The organism is Burkholderia sp. AU45274 (assembly GCF_030482505.1).
Lineage (GTDB): Bacteria > Pseudomonadota > Gammaproteobacteria > Burkholderiales > Burkholderiaceae > Burkholderia.
Map to the genome: position 1 here is coordinate 58,358 of NZ_JAUJQE010000019.1, position 20,000 is coordinate 78,357.

Below are 20,000 nucleotides of genomic sequence, written 5' to 3' on the forward strand. Positions count from 1 at the left end.
CAGCGTCACGCCGCATCATACCGTCCGGTTCCGCGGCCCCCAAAAGCAACGCGCCGCCCAACGGGCGGCGCAGGTGCGGCGGGTCGACACGCGCAGGACGCGTTACTGCCGCGTCTCCGACTGCGCGGCGCTCGGGCACGCGGGATCCTTGCCCCAGTGACCATCGCAGACGCGCCAGCGGCACAGTTGATCCTCGAAGAAACCACGCTCCGAACACTCCTTCACGCGCGACGCCAGCGAGCCGGTCGTCGCGGCCGTCTTGGTCGGCACGGCCTGCGCCTTCTGCGCGGCGAGCTTCTTGTCGGCCGGCTTCGTGCGCGCGACGAGCGCCGCGAGCAGGTCCGCATCCGGATCGTCCTTGCCGCCCGCCTTCGCGGTACGGGCCGGCGTCGCGTCGCGATGCTTCTTCGCCTGCGCGAGCTCGGCCTGCTGTTCCTTGTGACGCTTGCGGGCCTCGGCTTTCGTGTCGGCCTTCGTATCGGTCTTGCCGTGCGCGGCGATCTTCGCGCTCTTCGCGGCGTCGCCCTTCGCGGCGTCGGCCTTCGCGGTTTTGGTCGTCGCGGCAGCAGCGGCGGCGGCCGCACCGGCCGTGGCCGCACCCGATGCGTCGTCGGCGCCATTGGCGAGCGCTCGCGACAGGCGGCTGTTGTCCGCGGCGGACGCGGACGATGCGGATGCAACGGTTCGGGAAGCTGCGTCGTCGTTGACGATCGTGGCCGGTTGCACGGCGGATGCGGCGGACGCGGCATTCTGCGCGACTTGCACGGCGGCATCGCTGGCCGCCGCGGCCTTCGCCGGCGCGGCGGCTGCCGGCGCAGCCTCGGCCGTGACGGCGGGGGCCTGCTCGCCCGCATGCTGCATGCGCCATGCGCCCCAGCCGCCGACGGCGACCACCAGGGCCACGACGGCGGCGATCGGCGCCTTCAGCGAACGGCGCGGCGCCTCGGCCGGCGGCGTGACACGTCCTTCCAGATTCGCGAGAATGCGCGACTGCTGAGCTCCGTCGCCTGCCGGTTTGGTATCGGACAGCAGGCTGGGCGGAGATTTCGAATTTGAATTTTCCGGCGCACTCATTCAGCGTCTCATTGAATCCTGGTTTAATTCACCGCGATAATATAGCCCGGCCTCTCGAAGCAGCCTGATTCTAAGAGCAAGCATTGCAAAACACAATCAATTCCAATTTCCGGGGATTTCTTTGATTGCCGTCGCACTCGTCGCCTATTTCGCCCTTGCCGTAGCGGTTGCGGCACTGTTGCTTTTACCGGGTATCCGCGCGACCGTATTCGAATCCGTCGCCCAGTTTCACGGCCGTCTAACGCGCCGCGCGAACGATCGCGCCTCGCGTACGCGAAGTCAGATTGTTAAATCGGCAAGCGCTACGCGCGGCGCTTTAAACGACGTGCAAAATTTACTGGTTCGCCGGCGCTTGATGATTATGGTATCGGCAGGTATTCTTGCGACGCCGCCATTGGTCGCCATTGCGTTACGCGGCCGGCAATTGTTCCAGTACGACGACACGGCGCGCGTGCCCGACGAGAAGATCGCCGCGCTGCTGCAGGGCGAACAACTCGTGCCGCCCCCGCCGCTGCCGCCGGAAGTCTTCGCCACCAAGGAAGTCGAACAGGTACGCCCGGCGCTGAAGGATGCGAGCCGCGACTGGAACCTGCTGGATCCGGATTTCCGTACGCGTTTGCTGCTGGTCTACAAGATCATGCACGAACAATATGGTTATGAAATGGCGTTGCTGGAAGGTTATCGGAGCCCGGAACGGCAGAACCGGCTGGCGCAGATGGGCACCAACGTGACCAACGCGGCCGCCTTCCAGAGTTATCACCAATTCGGGCTGGCGGCCGACAACGCATTCCTGCGCGACGGCAAGCTGGTCATCTCCGAGAAAGATCCGTGGGCGATGCGCGGCTACCAGTTGTATGGCCAGGTCGCCGAACAGGTTGGCCTGACCTGGGGGGGCCGCTGGAAAATGATGGATCTCGGGCACGTGGAATACCATAAACCCGGTTTTAAACTGGGACGCGGCAGCTAGCCAGGGCTGCCGGACAGGAAATAATGAGGGCGGCATGGGGCTTTTTAATATCCCGGCAGGAAACGATATGGGCGGCGCAAAAAATCATGCATTCCGGTGCGCGATTTTTTCCGGCCGCCGCTTCCGTTTTAAATCTCACAGCGTCCTTTCGTTAATGCGCGCGCCTTCTCCGATGCCGCGGGCGCATTGATGCCAGCCCCCTTCATCCCGTTTGACAGCATGGCGACACATCGCGGCGCCACCCTTGCCGCTCGGCGCGCCTGCGTCGCCTCATCGAATCGCACCGGAACCTGAACGTCCTATGCAACGCATCCTCAACGTGCTGACTCATCCGCGTACGCTCTCGATCGTCGGGATCGTCGCGCTAGCGGCCATCCTCTTCATCGTCGCCGACATGCTGCAGCTGCCGCTCCTGTGGGCGGCGATCGCCTTCGCGGCGATCCTCGCGCTGTGGCTCGTCGTCGCGCTGTGGCGCCGCTGGCGCGTGAAGCGCGCGAACCAGCAGCTCGGCCAGGTGCTGGAAGAGCAGGCGGAAACCGGCAAGATCGCCGCGCCCGCCGCCGCCGCGCTCGCCCCCGACGCGAAGACGGCCGACCTCGACGTGCTGCGCACGCGCCTGTCGGATGCGGTGAAGACGATCAAGACGTCGAAGATCGGCCAGGTGTCGGGCGGCTCCGCGCTGTACGAACTGCCGTGGTACATCGTGATCGGCAACCCGGCCGCGGGCAAGAGCAGCGCCGTGCTCAATTCCGGCCTGCAGTTCCCGTTCGCGGACAAGAACAGCGCCGTGATCCACGGCATCGGCGGTACGCGTAACTGCGACTGGTTCTTCACGACCGAGGGGATCCTGCTCGATACGGCCGGCCGCTATTCGGTGCACGAAGAAGACCGCAGCGAGTGGCTCGGCTTCCTCGGCCTGCTCAAGCGCTACCGCCCGAAGGCGCCGATCAACGGCATCATCGTCACCGCGAGCATCGCCGAACTCACCGGCAACCGCCCCGAATTCGCGATCAACCTCGCGAAAAACCTCCGCCAGCGCGTTCAGGAGCTGACGGAGAAGCTCGAAGTGTTCGCGCCGGTCTACGTGATGTTCACGAAGGCCGACCTGATCACCGGCTTCACCGAATTCTTCAGCAGCAGCGACAAGCACGAGTACGACCGCGTGTGGGGCGCCACCCTGCCCTACGAACCCGACGACAAGCGAGACGTCGTCGCGCAGTTCGACACGCACTTCGAGGAACTCTACGAAGGGCTGAAGGAGATCAGCGTCGCGCAGCTGTCGCTGTCGCGCGGCAACCAGCTGTCGCCGGGCCAGTTGAGCTTCCCGCTCGAATTCTCGACGATCAAGCCGTCGCTGCGCGCATTCCTCGCGACGCTGTTCGAGAACAACCCGTTCCAGTACAAGCCGATCTTCCGCGGCTTCTACTTCACCAGCGCGCTGCAGGAAGGCGAAACCAACAGCGCGGCCGCGCAGCGCATCGCGCATCGCTTCGGCCTCGACGGCGCCGCGCTGCCGAAGCCGCACAGCGCGTTCTCGAAGAACGGCTTCTTCCTGCGCGACCTGTTCTCGAAGGTGATCTTCGCGGACCGCCAGACGGTGCGGCAGTTCGCGAGCCCGACCAAGACGCGGCTGCGCTACGCGACCTTCTTCGGCTTCGTCGCGGCGCTCGCGCTCGCGCTCGGCGGCTGGACCTGGTCGACGATCGGCAACCAGCAGCTCGTCGCGAACGTGCAGGCCGACCTCGACAACGTCACGCGCCTGCAGCAGGGCCGCAACGACCTGCAGTCGCGCCTGCAGGCGATGGACATCCTCGAGGACCGGATCGAGCAGCTCGAGCAGTTCCGCCGCGACAAGCCGATTTCGGTGTCGCTCGGCCTGTACCAGGGCGACCGTCTCGAGCAGCACCTGCTGACCGAGTACTACAACGGCGTGCGCCAGATCCTGCTGGCCCCGGTGTCGCAGAACCTCGCGTCGTTCATGAAGGACGTGAACGCGCACCCCGAACAGCTCGTGCCGATGACGCGCCCGCCCGAATCGGGCGCCGTGCAGGGCGGCACGATGCCGGTCTCGACGAACGCGGCGGGCGCCGCGCCGCAGGCCGGTGCCGCACTGGCCGCGTCCGGCGCCGCGCCGGCCCCGGCGCAGCAGCCGGCCGCACCGCAGGGCGGCCTCTACAGCGACGCGTCGCCGACCAACGTGCAGGACGCGTACAACGCGCTCAAGACGTACCTGATGCTGTCCGACAAGCGCCACGTCGAGCAGGCGCACCTGACCGACCAGCTCGCCCGCTTCTGGCGCGGCTGGCTCGAGACGAATCGCGGCAACATGCCGCGCGACGAGATGATCAAGAGCGCGGAGCGCATGATCTCGTTCTACCTCGCCCGCGTGAACGACAACGACTGGCCAATGATCGACGCGAACCTCGCGCTCGTCGACCAGACCCGCGAGAACCTGCGCCACGTCGTGCGCGGGATGCCGGCCCGCCAGCGCGTCTATGAGGAAATCAAGGCACGCGCGTCGACCCGCTTCGCGCCGATGACCATCGCGCGCATCGTCGGCGACGGTAACCAGGGGCTCGTGGCCGGCAGCTACGCGATTCCGGGCACGTTCACGCGCGAAGCGTGGTTCGACTACGTGCAGCCGGCGATCCGCGACGCGGCGACCAAGGAACTGCAGGCGAAGGACTGGGTGCTGAACACGTCGACGCAGGACGACCTGACGCTCGAGGGCAGCCCCGAGCAGATCCAGAAGACGCTGGTCGGCATGTACAAGACCGAGTACGCGCAGCACTGGCAGAAGTTCATGCAGGGCATCGCGGTGCAGGGCTTCAGCAGCTTCGGCCAGGCCGTCGACGGGATGAACCGCCTCGGCGACCCGCAGGATTCGCCGATCCGCAAGATCCTCGAGACCGCGTACGACCAGACCTCGTGGGACAACCCGTCGCTCGCGAACGTGACGATCAAGAAGGCGCAGACGGGCGTCGTGAACTGGGTCAAGCAACTGTTCTCGCGCTCGCCGGCCGGCCAGGTGGCGGCCGCCAACATCGACATCAACGGCAATCCGGCCGAGGTGCCGATGGGTCCGATCGGCCAGGAGTTCATCGGGCTCGCGCGGATCGTCGCGTTGCATGACGGCACGTCGATGCTCAAGGGCTACATGGAATCGCTGTCGAAGGTCCGCACGCGCTTCAACGTGATCAAGAACCAGGGCGACCCGGGCCCGGGCGCACGCCAGCTGATGCAGCAGACGCTCGACGGCAACGGGTCGGAACTCGCCGATTCGCTGAAGCTCGTCGACGAGCAGATGCTGACGGGCCTCACCGATTCGCAACGCAAGTCGCTGCGTCCGCTGCTGGTGCGGCCGCTGATGCAGGCTTTCGCGGTCGTGATCCAGCCGGCCAGCGCCGAAGTCAACAAGGTGTGGAACGCGCAGGTCTACCAGCCGTTCCAGAACTCGCTCGCGACGAAGTACCCGTTCGCGGCGAGCGCGAAGGTCGAGGCCGGCGCCGGTGAAATCGCGCAGGTGTTCGGTCCGGACGGCTCGATCGCGAAGTTCGTCGGCACGACGCTCGGGCCGCTCGCGGTACGCCGCGGCGACACCCTCGCCGCCCGCACGTGGGGCGACATGGGCATCGGCCTCACGCCGGACTTCACGAACGGCTTCGCACGCTGGGTCGCGCCGCTCGCCGGCGGTGCGGCAGGCAGCGCCGCCGCGTCGTCCGAGCCGCAGACCGTGTTCCAGATCCTGCCGCAGCCGAGCACGGGCACGACGGAATACACGATCGCGATCGACGGCCAGCAGCTGCGCTACCGCAACACGCCGCCGCAGTGGACCAACTTCGTGTGGCCAAACCCGCAGGGCTCGCCGGGCGCGACGCTGTCCGCGACGACCTTCGACGGCCGCACGGTGCAGCTCGTCAACGAGCCGGGCCGCTACGGTCTCGAGAAGCTGATCAACTCGGCGCAACGCAAGCGCCGCCCGGACGGCACCTTCGACCTGACGTGGGCGCAGGGCAGCGTGAACGTGTCGGTGACGATGCGCATCATCAGCACGTCGCAACCGTCCGGCGGTGGCGGTGACCAGCCGCAGCAGCAGAGCCTGCGCGGCCTGCAGCTGCCGTCGTCGGTCGCCGACGCGAGCGCGGGCGCCGCGCAGAACGCAACCCAGACCGCCGGCACGGGCACGCCGGCCGCAGCGCCGGCCGTCGCGGCCGCCAACGCAACGCATGCCCAGGGGGCGCAATGACGCAAACCGTACAGGCGCAGATCGCCTACTTCGGCAAGATTCCGTCGCGCGGCGACTTCGTGAAGAGCCCGCACAACCCGCAGTTGCTGCAGACGCTCGACCGCTGGATCGCGCAGGCGCTCGAACTGCTCGCGGAAGATCCGCGCTGGAAGCTCGTCTACGAGGATGCGAAGCCGATGCATTTCGCGTTCCTCGGCTCGCGCAGCAAGCTCGCAATCGCGGGCCACATGGTCGCGAGCCACGACGTGTCGATGCGCCGCTTCCCGTTCCTCGGTGCGACCGCGCTCGAGGTCGACCGGCCGCTCGCGTTCCTCGCGCGCAGCCCGCTCGCGTTCGCGCGGCTGTGGTCGCGCGTCGCCACGCAGATCCCGCCGCTGCTCGGCAAGGACGAGCCGCCCGGCGCGCTGCAGGCGCTCGGCGACACGCAGGTGCCGATCGACATCGGCGGCCCCGGCACGTCGCATGACGGCACCTTCAACGATTTCGTCGAGCACCAGACGCTGCACGGCCTCCAGGAAATGCTGCTGGAAAGCGGTCATCCGGTGCGGCTGCGCGGCGCGATGCTCGCGCTCGGCTCGCTGCTGCGGCCGGTGATGCAGAGCGGCTCGTCGCACATCGAGCGCGGCCTCACGCTGCCGCTGCCGGTCGATCCGTTCTACCGCAGCCTCGTCGCCGCGTTCTGGCTCGAACTGATCGCGCCGTTCGTCGCGCAGGCCGACTTCGAGCTCGCGATCTTCATCGGCACGATCGCCGAGCGCGAACGGCTCATCATCGGCTTCAACGGCGCGTCGGCGAAGACGCTGCTGAGCGTCGTCGACCCGCAGACCTACGCCGCCCACAACATCGACATCGACGATCCCGAGTGGATCGACGCCCATGCGCAAAACGATCACCAGATCAGCAAGCTCGTCAGCTACCTCGACCAACCGCAACTCTCGCTGCGTGTCGCCATCGACGCGTTCCGCGAAGCGTTCATCGGAGGCTGACGGGATGCATCGCACGATTCAAGCCCGGCGCGCACGCTTTTCGGCCGCGCGCTCGCCCGCCGTCGCCGCCCTCCTCGCTGCCGGGCTCTTCGCCGGCGGCGCGGCCTTCGCGCAGAACACCGGCGCGACCGTCACGCCGGTCGGCAACGGCACGGTCGCGACCACCGCGCTGTCCGCGAACCCCGGCGCCGCGCCGGGGACGGCTTCCGGCGCCGTCGTGCACGGCACGGCCGGCACCGCGAACACCCTCACGCCGCCGCCCGCGACCGCGACGCCCGGCCAGGTGGTCGTCGGCGGCAAGGTGCCCGACGAGGCGACCAAGGCCGCCGTGCTGCAGAAGCTGCGCGATACCTACGGTGCAACGAACGTCGTCGACCAGATCGAGGTGGGCGACGTCGCGACGCCGCCGAACTGGAGCGCGAACGTGCAGAAGCTGCTCGGCACGCAGCTCAAGCAGATCAGCAAGGGGCAGCTGAAAATCAACGGCACGCAGATCGAGATGAAGGGCGAGGTGCACAACGAGGCACAACGCCAGCAACTCGCGAGCGACATGGCGAACACGCTGAACCCGACGTATACGATCAAGAACGGGCTGCGCGTGTCGGCGTCCGAACAGGGCGTGCTCGACCAGACGCTCGCGAACCGGACGATCGAGTTCGAGACGGGCAGCGCGACGCTCACGCCGCAGGGCAAGCTGATCCTCGACCAGATGGCGGCCGCACTCGCGAAGATGCAGAACCGCACGGTCGACATCATCGGCCACACCGACAACTCGGGGAACCGCACGTCGAACATCGCGCTGAGCCAGGCGCGCGCGGATTCGGTGAAGGGCTACCTGATCACGAAGAGCATTCCGCCGCAGCAGATGACGACGACGGGTGTCGGGCCGGATCAGCCGATCGCGCCGAACGATACGGCGGATGGGCGGGCACGGAATCGACGGATCGAGTTCCGGGTGGGGCAGTAAATTTGCGGAGGGCGGCCGGCTCCATCGCGAGCCGGCGGGCGATCATCCGATGCGGGCGGCGACGGGAATTGTCGCCGCCCGTTTTTCATGGGCGGCTACCGCCGTCAATGAACGGGAGGCGTCGCACCGCCCTTGTACCTTTTCGCCCATTCCTGGCTCTGCTTGGCGGCCTGGTCGATACGGGCGGCGGCGAGGTCGTCCTTCTTGCGCTGTTTCGCTTCCTTGTCGAGATCACTCGACCCGAACGTATCCTTGTCGCGTGTCCGGAAGTACAGTGACGGCGCCAGCACATGGTCCTGCCAGCTCGTCAGCAATGTGTCGTGGACGAGCATGTCGAACAGTGCCATCACGTCGGGTGGCAACGGATGCTTGCCTTCGATGCCCTCCTTCCAGGCTGACACGAGCTCCATTTCAGCTTCGGGCAGCATAGCGGCCTCGACCGTAGCCGCGCTGACCTTGTTATCAGAATCCCACGTTTCCGGCAGATTTCGGATGTGCTCCGCGGATTGCTTCCAGCCGTCCTGGTACGACGCGCTGCGCAGCTTCTTTGCCGCTTCCTTTTCGAGACGCTCCCACACCGTCGAATAGTCATTCGGCGCCTCCGCGATCAACTTCTCATAGCGTTTTTGCGCCGCGTCGCTCGCCGCCTTCATTCCCCGAAGCTTCGCCTGATCATCCGGGCTGCGGCTGGCCAGCATGCTCATGTTGATGCCTTGTCGCTGCAGTTCCCAGTCGAGTTGCGACTTCGCGGTCTTGCGCTGCAGGTCGGCGTCGCTCATGTTGCGCTTCCAGTCGGCGACGGGGTCAGCGATCGTGCGACGGAATTCGGGGTCCATATAGCGGGCCGAGATCCAGCGCATGAAGACTTTCGAATGCTCCATGAAGTCGGCGCCGGGTTTACGGGGGACGAGAGTCCGGTAGGCGTTTACCAGCGCCCTGATTCGATAGTCCTTACCGCCGTACTTGATCGGATCCGAGAGCTTGAAGCGCTTGAACACCGGCGCGTTGTACAGGTACAAATCCTCCATGGTGTCCATAACGGCGCCCGCCTTGACCGCTTCCAGCAACATGTCCTGCAGCGGAACTCTCATCAGCTCGGCATTGAGCCCCAGCGATCCGCTCGGCGCGCCACCGACGACATCACAACTCGTGCCCGGATAGAGAAACTGTTCGCCGCGGGTTTTCTCGAGACTATCGAGACGCTGATAGAAACGCATCTCATGCGCCGCGGCGAAATGGACACAACGTTGCACGCTGGCCGGTATCGCGAGAGGACGATCCTTGAAGCTGGTCTTGAGCATACCCAGGTAAGGCACCATTCCGATCAGCTCGCCGGCTTCCTCCGACATGACGGACGAAACGGCATCGAGCAATCCGACGAACTTGATCTGGATAGGCACGCCTTCAATCGCGAGATCCGTATCGTCCCTGCGCTTGTATTTCTCCGCCAGATCGTTGATGAACGCGCGTGCAAGCACGCACCCGCGGTCCGCCCCGAACACCGACACCTCGATGGCTCGAACTTTCGGCATCTGCTTCTTCACGGCCTCGTACGCGGCTTTGAACTGGTCCTTCGCGGCGATCAACCGGGTATCGACACCCGTTCCAAACGCCTTGGCCATGACGGCATTGTCACGCACGATCGGCACGTTTTCCATCGCTATGCCGACAAAAAGACTGCGCGCAACCGCCCAGCCCGCCTTCATCGGAGCGCCTTTGACGTTGTTCTTGAAATCGTTCTTCGCGTTGCGCCACAACAGCGTACCTGTCGCCTTGGTTCGTTCCCAATAACGCTCCTGCGATGCGTTCAACACGTTCATCACACGCCGCGCCTGAGCGGGGATGTGCTCGATGTCCTTGCGAAGATCCTGAAATGCCTTGTCGATGGGTCGAAGCGAAAAATCCCCCTCGAGAAACCCGTCGATGAGTTGCTTCTTGACGTCGTCGACACGCTTTTTCGCACTGATCTGTTTGAGTGGCGTATTGACGCGCGTGAATGATTTGGCAACCGACTCCGCTCCGCTCAGGGCCTTCTTGCCCGCCATCTTGGCAGCGGCCACGCCCGCATTGATCCATTCGCTGGCCTTGGCCGATTCGTTCAGCGGCGTGCCCAATCCCGAATAGTAGAAGCGGAGCCAGAACTGATTCGCGGGTCGCCTCGGATCCTCGATGTCGCGATGCGCCTCCCAAAGCCGGGCGATATTGGAATACTGCGAACTCGATTGATCGTCGAGGTCGCGATGCCGTCCGAACGCATCGAAGAAAAAGCCCATCCGAATCGTCGCCCCGCACGGCATGCAATCGCCCTTCGGATACATCGTCTCGTTCTGCCTCGCGATTTGCGCGTAGACAGATGTCGGCGTTGCGTCATCCGGATCGAGTTTGACTTTCTCAGCCATGCTTTTTCTCCTCTACGCGCGGCGGTGGAACCAGCCCGTCGGGAATGGACGGCACCGTGACCGACGCGAACGTGTCGCTCGTCAATTCGGACAGGGTATTTTTGGGCAACGATTGCATCGACTTCGCAAAGGCACCCGGCTTGCCAGCATCCGCCTGCAACAGGCGCTGGATCTCTGGATGCGCGTCGAAGCGATTGTTCACGAGCAGAGCGTAGTAGGCGTATTGCTTCAGATCGTCCAGATCGGTCAGGCGATATTTGAGCCAAGCCATCGCGACGACCCGCGCAATACGACGAAACTGCTGGTCTTCACGCTCGTCGTACCGTTTGCTCAGCTGCACCTGATACCGGCTCGCCATCCAGCGCGCCACATCGATCGTCGGAATGCGCGATTCGTCCATCAGCACGCCAGGAAACTGAAGTTCGACGTGACGATCCGGATAGAAGTGAACCTCGAGAATTCGATCGCCGACCTTCTCCGGAACCTGCGACGGCGGTAGCGTCGCCTTTGCCTCGGCGTGAAGCGTTTCCTCGTTCCCTTTGTGCCACTGGTCGACGTCGACATAATTCCATTTGACCGTGAACTCGGTTCCCTGGAGCTTGTAGCAACACGTCACCCCGCCTCCGCCACCCGGCAGGCTATTGCCGCCGCCGGCCTTGTTTCCGTGGGCATCGGTGATCGTAAATCCGTCCAGGTTGTACGGAAGGTAGTTGTGAGCGATAACCGAAACACCGCTATACGTCGGCTCCGACTTGCTGCACGCCGCCACGGCCGTCACGAGCAGACACCCTGCCAGGACACGGCTCGCCAGACTCGAAAGTCTCGTTGATCTATTCACTGAGGTTTTCCTTCCGAAGATTGTCCTGCATGCGTTACCGACGTATCAGTACATCGGAATCGTTCCGCCTGTCGCGCAAACCGCCCTTCCCTCGTTGCACGACCGCTCTCCGCACAATCAACCATGCTGGGCCTCGTCGACACGCGCTGACGGCAGCAAACCGTCAGCTATCGACGGCGCGGCTACGGCGACGAATTTCCCGCTCGTCACTTCGAAACGCACGTGATCTGGAAGCGACAGCGCCCACTTCGCAAATGCACCTGGCTGGCTCGCCGTGCTCTTCAATATGCGCTGAGCCTCCGGATGGGTATCGAATCGACTGTTCATGAGCAAACTGAAGTAGGTGTACTGCTCCAAATCGTCACGATCCGTCAGACCGTATTTCAACCATGCCGACGCGACAATACGAGCGATACGGCGAAACTGCTGATCTTCGCGCTCGTCGTATCGTCTATCGAGTTGCGTCTGGTACTGCTTCATCCACTTCACGACGGCGACGATCGGCAGACGTGCGTCATCAACTAACTGGCCGGGAAACTGAAATTCGACATGCCGGTCCGGAAAGAAATGCACTTCAAGAATTCGTGACCCCACGTTGTCGGGCACCTGAGACTGGGGCATCGATACCTTCGTCTCACCATGCAACATCTGCTTGTCGCCCTTGTGCCACTGGTCGACATCGTAGTAATTCCACTTGACGACAAATTCCGTGCCCTTGAGCTTGTAGCAACACTTCACGCTGCCGCCGCCGGCACCCGGCGGGTCATCGCCTCCGCCACTCGCCGTATTGCCAAATGCGTCGGCGATCGTGAATCCACTCAGGTTGTACGGCAGATAATTCCGGCCCATCACCGAAATCCCGCTATACACCGGCTCCGATTTCCCGCAAGCGCACATCGTCGCCGCAAGCATGCACATCCCCAGCACGGAGACCCTATGCCACGCCACGAAGCGTCTCCCGCGATTCCCGCTCATGCGCATCGCGAATCGCATCCCACGTCGCGTCGTCGATCGTCGCCAGCGCATCGTTGAGCGTCGTCTCGCCTTGCGCCACGGCCTCGAGGCACGCCTGTACCGCCGGATACTCGTCGAACCGCGGCGAGACCAGCACGCCGGTCATCACGTAGCACTGCAATTCCGCTTCATCGGCAATCCCGTGCGCGGCAGCGCGATCGAGTTGCTCGACGACCTCGTCATACAGTTGCGCATCCGACAAGTGATCGACCACTGCCCCCATCGTCTCGCGAAACTTCAGCACGAGCTTGTCCGGATACCCGAGCTCGATCAACCGAGCGTGCTGCTGCTCGCTCAGGCCCGGCGCATCGCCTGCCGGCGCCGCGCCTTCGATCGCCGGCGCATCGTTGCGCCACACGACCTCGTCGAGCCGACGATCGCGATACCGGATCTCGGTGAACGGCGCAACGAACTGCCGCGTCTGCGCATCGCTCCACACCTGCCGCAGACGTTCGAATACGTGGTTGTCGAAGAAGAACAGGTAGTACGAACGACCATTGGGCAGCTTGTACTGCACATACCGGCGCAGATGCGCGTCGAGCGCATCGAACGTCCACGTCGACCACAGCCATGTCACCGCATGCAGATCGACTGCATCGAGCCACAGCTGACGCAGCAGCCGATGATGCTCGCCATGCTCGTCGTCGAGCGCGTCGCGCTCGAACGCGATCAGGTACGGCGCGATATCGGTATAGGCATCGAGCCCGGTATCGATCCAGAGCGACGCATAGCGCAGGCCGCGCACCGTCGCGAGTTGTACATCCAGCTCCTGATAGCCGCGCGTATCGACGAGCACATAAAGCCGCATCGCCCTGCCGTCGTCGTCCGCATGCGCCAGCGAAGCTTTCAGTGTTTCCAGGAACGCCGGCCACGCCGGCTCGCGCGGATTCGGCACGGTGTCGACGGCTTCGCCTGGCTCGACGGCGTCGTCCCGATCGACTACGTCGCCCGTGTCGTTGACCTCGTCCATCAATCCGCCTCGACCATCGATTCGCGCCCGCTATGCGCGTTCAGCACGCATTGCTTGCACGTGCCGCCCGGCATCGCGGGCAGCGGATACGGCATGCTCGTCGGCCCGCTGAACTGGTGCTGCGCGCCCTTGAAATCGATCTTCCCCGGCGCGTGAATCTCGATGTTGCCGCCCTTGATCCGGATATAGGCGCCGCCCGACGTCAGCAGGACCTCCTGCTTCGCGGCCACATCGACGGCCTCGGTCGCCGCCACCAGCTTCACGGTCTTCTGCGCGGTAAGCTCGATGTTGTCCGCGTGCGCCTGGACCTCGACGTTGCCCTTCGCGGCGAACAGCTTCATTCCGGCATTCTGCGCGAACAAGCTGATGCGGTCGCGGATGCCGGCGATCAGCGACTTGCCGCTCGTGATGAAGGTGCTTTGACCGCTGACGATATTGGTCTGCCGGTCGCTCGCGACGTGCACCGACTGCTGCGACGCCATCCCGATCCCCGCCGGGCTCGCGAACAGCATCACCGGCTCCTTGAACGCATTCGCGTTCCCCGTCCCGCCGCCGGCGGTCCGGCCGCCCGACGACGCGCCCGCCAAGCTCTCCTGCGTCGCGTCGGTGAACGTCTTCAGCGCGTCTTGACCGTTGCCGAGGCTTTCGGCCTGATGCGCTTCGCTGACCTGCGACAACGATTCGATCAGCCCCTCGGCATCGACGAGCTGCTGTTGCGCCTCGCGCACGTCGAGCGGCTGGCTGCTCGCCTGCTTCGGATGCGTCGTGACGTACAGCCCCTGCCCGGCGCGCACGGCGCCGTATGCATCCGTGCGCAAGTCGAACCCCGAGCCGAGATACGCGCCCCGCGTGTTGCCGTTCTGCTCGATCAGGTAGCCGAGATGCAACAGCGAATTCGCGCTACTGCTGAACAGGCGTGCACGGTTCTGGCCGGTCGCGTCGTCGAGCACCATCTCGTTGTGCCCCGACCCCGCGTACTCCTTCGACCGGAAGCCCGACAGGATGCCGTCGCTATGCCACTGCGGCCTGGTTGCCCCGTTGTAGACGCGATGCATCACGATCGGCCGGTCGCAGTCTCCGCCGATATAGCCGATCAGCACTTCCTCGCCGACCCGCGGAATATGGACGGCCCCATAGCCGCCGCCGGTATCCGACTGCACGACACGCATCCAGCACGATGCGGTTTCGGTGCCCTCGTTCTGCCGGTCCCAGACGAACATGACCTTGATGCGATTCAGCTCGTCCGTATACACCTCTTCGCCCTTCGGCCCGACGACGACGGCCGTCTCGAGCTGCATCACGGGCTTCTTGTGTTCGAACGGGCTGCGATACGGCACCGCCGCGCGTTGCGCTTCGACCTCGACGAGATAGAACCCGGCCGAGCCGTCTTCGTGCCCGACTTCGAACGCAGCCGCCGCACCGTGCCCGGCTTTGGCCTGCGCGAGGCGGTCCTGCAGGCTGTGCGGGAAGTGCGCCTCGTGGTCCGACAGCGGCAAGTTGTTCTCGATGTAGCGTGTCACGCCGATCGCCGCGAACTCACGATCGCGCTCCGGATCGCGGTCGTGCTCCGGATGATCGACCAGCGCGAAGCGCCGGCCCGCATCGATCCCGCGCACGCCGCCCACGCCGAAGAAACGCTTCGCGCGCGACTCCCATTCCTCCAGGCGGATCTTCGACAGATGTTCGCCGCGGTCCTGGCCCGGATACGTGTAGGCGCCCGTGTATTCGTAGATTTCCGCCTGATCCGGCAGGTCGCCCTGGCCGGCCTTGGTCGGCAGCGTCGTGCCGTTCGGATTGCCCGCGGACGACGGTGACTTGTAGTCGAACGTGCGCGTCGTGTGCAGCGTGCTCTGCAGAGTCCTCGACGCAGCCCATTGCGTAAAACCGGTCGTTTCCGCGCCGCTTCCCGAGCGATCGAAGCCGACGGCCTTCGGCGCCAGCTCGTCGACCGCATGCAGATCGTCGGTAATGACGAGCGTATGGGTCTTGCCGTCGTCGGCATGCCGCCAGAAGCCGAACAGCCCTTCGTCCTCCATCAGGCGATGCACGAAGTTCCAGTCGGTTTCGCTCTGGCGGCAGTACGAGCGCGACGGCAGCGGCTTCGACAGCGCGAACTGATACCGGCCCTTGGCCTGGGGATGCGCGTCGAACACATCGGCGAGGATCGCGTCGACGCTCTGATCCTGCCAATACCGCATGTCGCTGCGGAACTTGAGGAAGTGCATCCACGACGCGAAGGTGAGCTGGTAGCTCGACAGGCTGCCGTCCGCGCCGAGCCGGCGCGCCGTATGGACATAGCCGTTGATCGGGCGATACGACCGGTCCGCCTGCTGGATCCATAGCGTGATCGGCTGTGCGATCAGCGTCTTGAGTTCGACGTCGCTCGCGGTGGACACCAGATCGAGCGTCACGCTGAAATCGCGCCCCAGTTCGGAACGGGTCATGGCCCGGCGCGGTACGAGCGCATGGTCCGGCAACGACGGGATGTCCGTTTTCAGCAGGCGGTCCTGCTGAATCAGGCCGCCGCGAATCGCCTGCGCCAGTTCTGTCGCGTTCATGCGTCACTCACCTTCTTGTTTGCCGCGGACCCGCCGGGGCCCGCGCTCTCAGGAAAGAGCCCTTCCCTCACCACACGACGGCGTCCGGGCACGCGTCACGCGCGTCGCCGCGGCATCGTCGCTCACGCCTGCTCGTCCGGCCGCACGCCCAGCAACTCACGAATATGCGACAGCGAGCCATCGTCCTTCACGACGCTCTCGAGCCACTTGTGCAGCGGCATGTCGGCCCATTCGGCGGCCTTGTCGGCGAGATACGCGACCGGGCTGTGCGGCTCGGTCTGGCGGAAATAGCGGGCGACCGCGCGCAACTGGTCGACGGCCTGCGCACGGTTCTGGATGCCGGCGATCATCTGCGTCACCGGGGCGCGCGGAACGGGCTGCGGCTGCACGTGAGTCTCCTCCGTCTGGATCGGGTTGCCGAACACCGGCTCGATACGCTCGGGCTGCGCCTGCTGCGCCGCGGGCGTGTGCGGCGCGCTGCCCGTATAGCCCTGCTCGCGCGCAAAGCGCTCGGCGAGCCGGTACACGGTCTCGAACGCGTCGCGCGCCTGCCGGAAGCTCGGCGCCGAATCGCCCGCGCGCTCGACGAGGCGCTCCTCGAACGCGTCGAGCGCGAACTCGAACGCCTTCAGGTTCGCGAGCAACGCGGTGTAGAACGCGATCGACGTCACGCGCCGCGACGAATCGATCTGCTCGATCGACGGCTTGCCGCGCGCGATGTCGTCCGCGTGTTCGGGGTCGCGCTTGATGGCCTGCGCGACGTGCTGCGCCACTTCCCAGTCGAGCGTGCTGAACGCGTTCGACGCGCCGTCCGTCATCGGCACCGCGCGCAGCAGCTCGGCCGTGCGGCCGGACAGCCACGCGACGTTGCCGAGCCGGTGCTCGGTGTCGTCGTCTTCCGGCAACGGATGCACGGTGTCCCAGAAGTCGCGGCACAGGCCCTCGAGCAGCGCATAGCCTTCGGTGAGGCCGGTGATGCCGTCCTCGAGCGCGAGCGCCTCGGTCAGCCACACGGCGAGCCGCAGGTCCTTCGTGCGCGTGCGCAGCAGCTCGCCCGCATGGTCGACCACGAAGCCCCAGTCGGCCTCCTTGATCTCGGTCACCCACTCGCCCTGGTCGAGCGTCGGATCGTCGTAGCGCCGCGCATCCTGGATCGCGTCGAATTCGTTCGAAAACAGCAGGTCGTCGCCGCTGGGCGACGCATCGCTGATCGGCGTCAGCAGCTCGGGGAGATTGATCGGCATGGTTCGGTCAGTTCATCAAATGCTTGCGTTGCTCGGCCGCGCTCATTCGACGGCGTACGTGAATTCGCCGGCCTCGTCCGCGCGCACCGCGATGCGCGCGATGGCCTCGCCGTCGGCGATCCGGCCGAGCACGTGGCCCGCGATCTCCGGCAGCAGCGTGCCGTTCAGGATGTGGTCGACGTTGCGGGCGCCCGAATCGACCTCGGTGCAGCGCGCGAGCACCGCCTCGACGAGCGACTCGTCCCATTCGAACGCGGCCTTGTGGTTCGCCTCGATCCGGCGGCGGATCCGCTCGAGCTTCAGCTCGATGATCTCGGCCAGCACGTCGTCGGAAATCGGGTAGTACGGCACGACCTTCATCCGCCCGAGGAACGCGGGCTTGAAGGTCTTGTACAGCTGCGGGCGCAGCGTCTCGGCGAGCGCGTCCGGATCGGGCAATTCCTCCGCCGGCTTGTTCAGGCACGCCTGCATCACCGCGGATGAACCGACGTTCGACGTCAGGATGATCAGCGTGTTGCGGAAGTCGATCTCGCGCCCTTCCGCATCGTCCATCGCGCCCTTGTCGAACACCTGGAAGAACATCTCGAGCACGTCCGGGTGCGCCTTCTCGACCTCGTCGAGCAGCACGACGGAATACGGGTTGCGGCGCACGGCCTCGGTCAGCACGCCGCCTTCGCCGTAGCCGACGTAGCCCGGCGGCGAGCCTTTCAGGCCCGACACGCTGTGTGCTTCCTGGTACTCGCTCATGTTGATCGTGACCATCTTGCGCTCGCCGCCGTACAGGATGTCGGCCAGCGCGAGCGCCGTCTCGGTCTTGCCGACGCCCGACGGCCCGACGAACATGAACACGCCGCGCGGCTTGTTCGGATCCTCGAGGCTCGCGGTGGCGGTGCGCACGCGCTGCGCGATCGCTTCCAGCGCGTGATCCTGGCCGATCACGCGCGCGGCGAGCAGCGGCTGCAGGTTCATCACGGTGTCGATCTCGTCCTTCACCATCCGGCCGAGCGGAATGCCCGTCCACGCGGCGACGATCTCGGCCACCACGTGGCCGTCGACCTGCAGCGGCACCATCGGCTCGCCGCCCTGCAGCGCGTGCAGCGCCGCGACGCGTTCGGCGAGCTTGTCGCGGGTGGCCTGCACGTCGACCGGCTGGCCGTCTTCCGACGGGCCGCGTGCCTTGTCGAGCGCTTCGCGCAGTTCGGTGATCTCGGCGACGATCACGCGCTCGGCTTCATAGCGCGCTTCGTCCTTCGCCAGTTGCTCGAGCGCCGTATCGCGCGTGCCGCGCAGCTCGCCGAGCCGCTCGTCGTGCGATGCGCCGCCCGCTGCCTCGCGCTCCAGCGACGCGATCTCCGCGTCGATGCGCTCGATGCGCTTCTTCGTGTCGTCGATCGCCGCCGGCGTCGCGCTGTGCGCGAGCGCGACCTTCGCGCACGCGGTGTCGAGCACGCTGATCGCCTTGTCCGGCAGCTGGCGGCCGCTGATGTAGCGATGCGACAGGCGCACGGCCTCGGTGATCGCGTCGTCGAGGATCCGCACGTTGAAGTGCTTCTCCATCAGGCCGGACATCCCGCGCAGCATCGCGGCCGCGAGCGGCTCGCTCGGCTCCTCGACCTTCACGACCTGGAAGCGCCGCGCGAGCGCCGCGTCCTTCTCGAAGTACTTCTTGTATTCGCTCCACGTCGTCGCGGCGATCGTGCGCAGCTCGCCGCGCGCGAGCGCCGGCTTCAGCAGGTTCGCCGCGTCGTTCTGGCCGGCCTGGCCGCCCGCGCCGATGATCGTGTGCGCCTCGTCGATGAACAGGATGATCGGATGCGCGCTCTTCTTCACCTCGTCGATCACGCTCTTCAGGCGGTTCTCGAACTCGCCCTTCACGCTCGCGCCGGCCTGCAGCAGCCCCATGTCGAGCACGTGCAGCGCGACGCCACGCAGCGGCGGAGGCACGTCGTCGGCCGCGATGCGCAGCGCGAGCCCCTCGACGACCGCCGTTTTGCCGACGCCGGCCTCGCCGGTCATGATCGGGTTGTTCTGGCGGCGGCGCATCAGGATGTCGATCGCCTGGCGGATCTCGGCTTCGCGGCCGATCACCGGGTCGATCTTGCCGTCGCGTGCGCGCTGCGTGAGGTTGGTCGTGTACGTGTCGAGCGCGGGCGTCTTCGACGGGCCGGCCGCAGGCGCCAGGCCGTCGGCGGCCGGCGCGACGTCGCTGCCTTCGTCGTCCGCCTGACGCGGCTCGGCTTCGCTCGAGCCGGCCATGATCTCGTCGAACTTGTGCTTCAGGTCCGTCACGTTCATTTCCGCGAACTGCGACGACATCCGCTGCGCGAATTGCGCGAGATCGGGCGCGGTCAGCAGCGCGAGCAGCAGGTGCCCCGAACGGATGCGGCCGAGCTGCGAGTCGAGCGACGCGATCAGCCAGGCCTGTTCGAACAGCGCGATCAGGTGCACGGAGAACACCGGCGTGCGCGTGTTGCCCGTCTTCAGGCGCGTCAGTTCGCGCTCGAGATCGGCGTGCAGCGCGTGCGGATCGACGCGGCTCGCGCGCAGGGCGAGCGGCAGGTCGCCCGTCGCTTCGTCGAGCAACGCGAGGAACAGGTGCTCGAGATCGACCTCGTAGTGGCCGCGCGCCAGGCACGCGCTCGCCGCACGCTCGGTCGCGTGGCGGCACAGCGGGTTCAGTTTCGTGATCAGGGTCTTCAGAGGCGTGCTCATGGCGTCGATCTCAGTCTCAGGTTCG

The 20,000-nt window shown here is 65.6% G+C and carries 12 protein-coding genes; 4 read left to right on the plus strand and 8 right to left on the minus strand.

Annotated features, from left to right (window positions below; translation table 11 throughout):
- Positions 1 to 102: 102 nt before the first annotated feature.
- Entirely contained in the window at positions 103 to 1,074 is a 972-nt protein-coding gene (locus QZM35_RS36035; RefSeq protein WP_089424366.1) for a phage tail protein, read from the minus strand.
- A 121-nt stretch (positions 1,075 to 1,195) separates the two neighbouring features.
- Between QZM35_RS36035 and QZM35_RS36040 the strand changes: the two genes are divergently transcribed.
- From QZM35_RS36040 to QZM35_RS36055, 4 genes are all read left to right on the plus strand, one after another.
- Positions 1,196 to 2,041 carry a M15 family metallopeptidase gene (locus tag QZM35_RS36040; protein ID WP_069247001.1) on the plus strand — a complete coding sequence of 282 codons (846 nt, stop codon included), beginning with the start codon at positions 1,196 to 1,198 and terminating at the stop codon, positions 2,039 to 2,041.
- Positions 2,042 to 2,342: 301 nt separating this feature from the next.
- Entirely contained in the window at positions 2,343 to 6,287 is a 3,945-nt protein-coding gene (gene tssM, locus QZM35_RS36045; protein ID WP_301777682.1) for a type VI secretion system membrane subunit TssM, read from the plus strand.
- The gene (tagF, locus tag QZM35_RS36050) at positions 6,284 to 7,273 is read left to right on the plus strand and encodes a type VI secretion system-associated protein TagF (RefSeq protein WP_069246999.1); all 990 of its coding nucleotides are present in this window, start codon (positions 6,284 to 6,286) and stop codon (positions 7,271 to 7,273) included. Before tssM ends, tagF begins: the two co-directional genes overlap by 4 nt.
- Positions 7,274 to 7,277: 4 nt before the next feature.
- On the plus strand, positions 7,278 to 8,240 hold the full coding sequence (locus QZM35_RS36055; RefSeq protein ID WP_174975227.1) for an OmpA family protein: 963 nt from the start codon (positions 7,278 to 7,280) through the stop codon (positions 8,238 to 8,240).
- 104 nt (positions 8,241 to 8,344) lie between these two features.
- Here QZM35_RS36055 and QZM35_RS36060 read toward each other — a convergent pair whose 3' ends face one another.
- The 7 genes from QZM35_RS36060 to tssH form a co-directional block, all read right to left on the minus strand.
- Positions 8,345 to 10,639: a DUF2235 domain-containing protein gene (locus QZM35_RS36060; RefSeq protein ID WP_089424364.1), complete on the minus strand. Its 2,295-nt coding sequence runs from the start codon at positions 10,637 to 10,639 to the stop codon at positions 8,345 to 8,347.
- Entirely contained in the window at positions 10,632 to 11,477 is an 846-nt protein-coding gene (locus QZM35_RS36065) for a DUF3304 domain-containing protein (RefSeq protein ID WP_089424363.1), read from the minus strand. Before QZM35_RS36065 ends, QZM35_RS36060 begins: the two co-directional genes overlap by 8 nt.
- Before the next feature lie 117 nt (positions 11,478 to 11,594).
- On the minus strand, positions 11,595 to 12,395 hold the full coding sequence (locus QZM35_RS36070) for a DUF3304 domain-containing protein (RefSeq protein ID WP_089430565.1): 801 nt from the start codon (positions 12,393 to 12,395) through the stop codon (positions 11,595 to 11,597).
- A gap of 16 nt (positions 12,396 to 12,411) precedes the next feature.
- Positions 12,412 to 13,461, minus strand: coding sequence for a DUF4123 domain-containing protein (locus QZM35_RS36075; RefSeq protein WP_089424362.1), 1,050 nt, complete (start codon positions 13,459 to 13,461; stop codon positions 12,412 to 12,414).
- Complete coding sequence (locus tag QZM35_RS36080) at positions 13,461 to 16,019, minus strand: type VI secretion system Vgr family protein (RefSeq protein WP_301777683.1); 2,559 nt, start codon at positions 16,017 to 16,019, stop codon at positions 13,461 to 13,463. The genes QZM35_RS36075 and QZM35_RS36080 overlap by 1 nt, the downstream gene beginning before the upstream one ends.
- Before the next feature lie 122 nt (positions 16,020 to 16,141).
- Entirely contained in the window at positions 16,142 to 17,263 is a 1,122-nt protein-coding gene (tssA, locus tag QZM35_RS36085) for a type VI secretion system protein TssA (protein ID WP_089424360.1), read from the minus strand.
- A gap of 42 nt (positions 17,264 to 17,305) precedes the next feature.
- Positions 17,306 to 19,975: a type VI secretion system ATPase TssH gene (gene tssH / locus QZM35_RS36090; protein WP_089424359.1), complete on the minus strand. Its 2,670-nt coding sequence runs from the start codon at positions 19,973 to 19,975 to the stop codon at positions 17,306 to 17,308.
- Between the last annotated feature and the right edge of the window lie 25 nt (positions 19,976 to 20,000).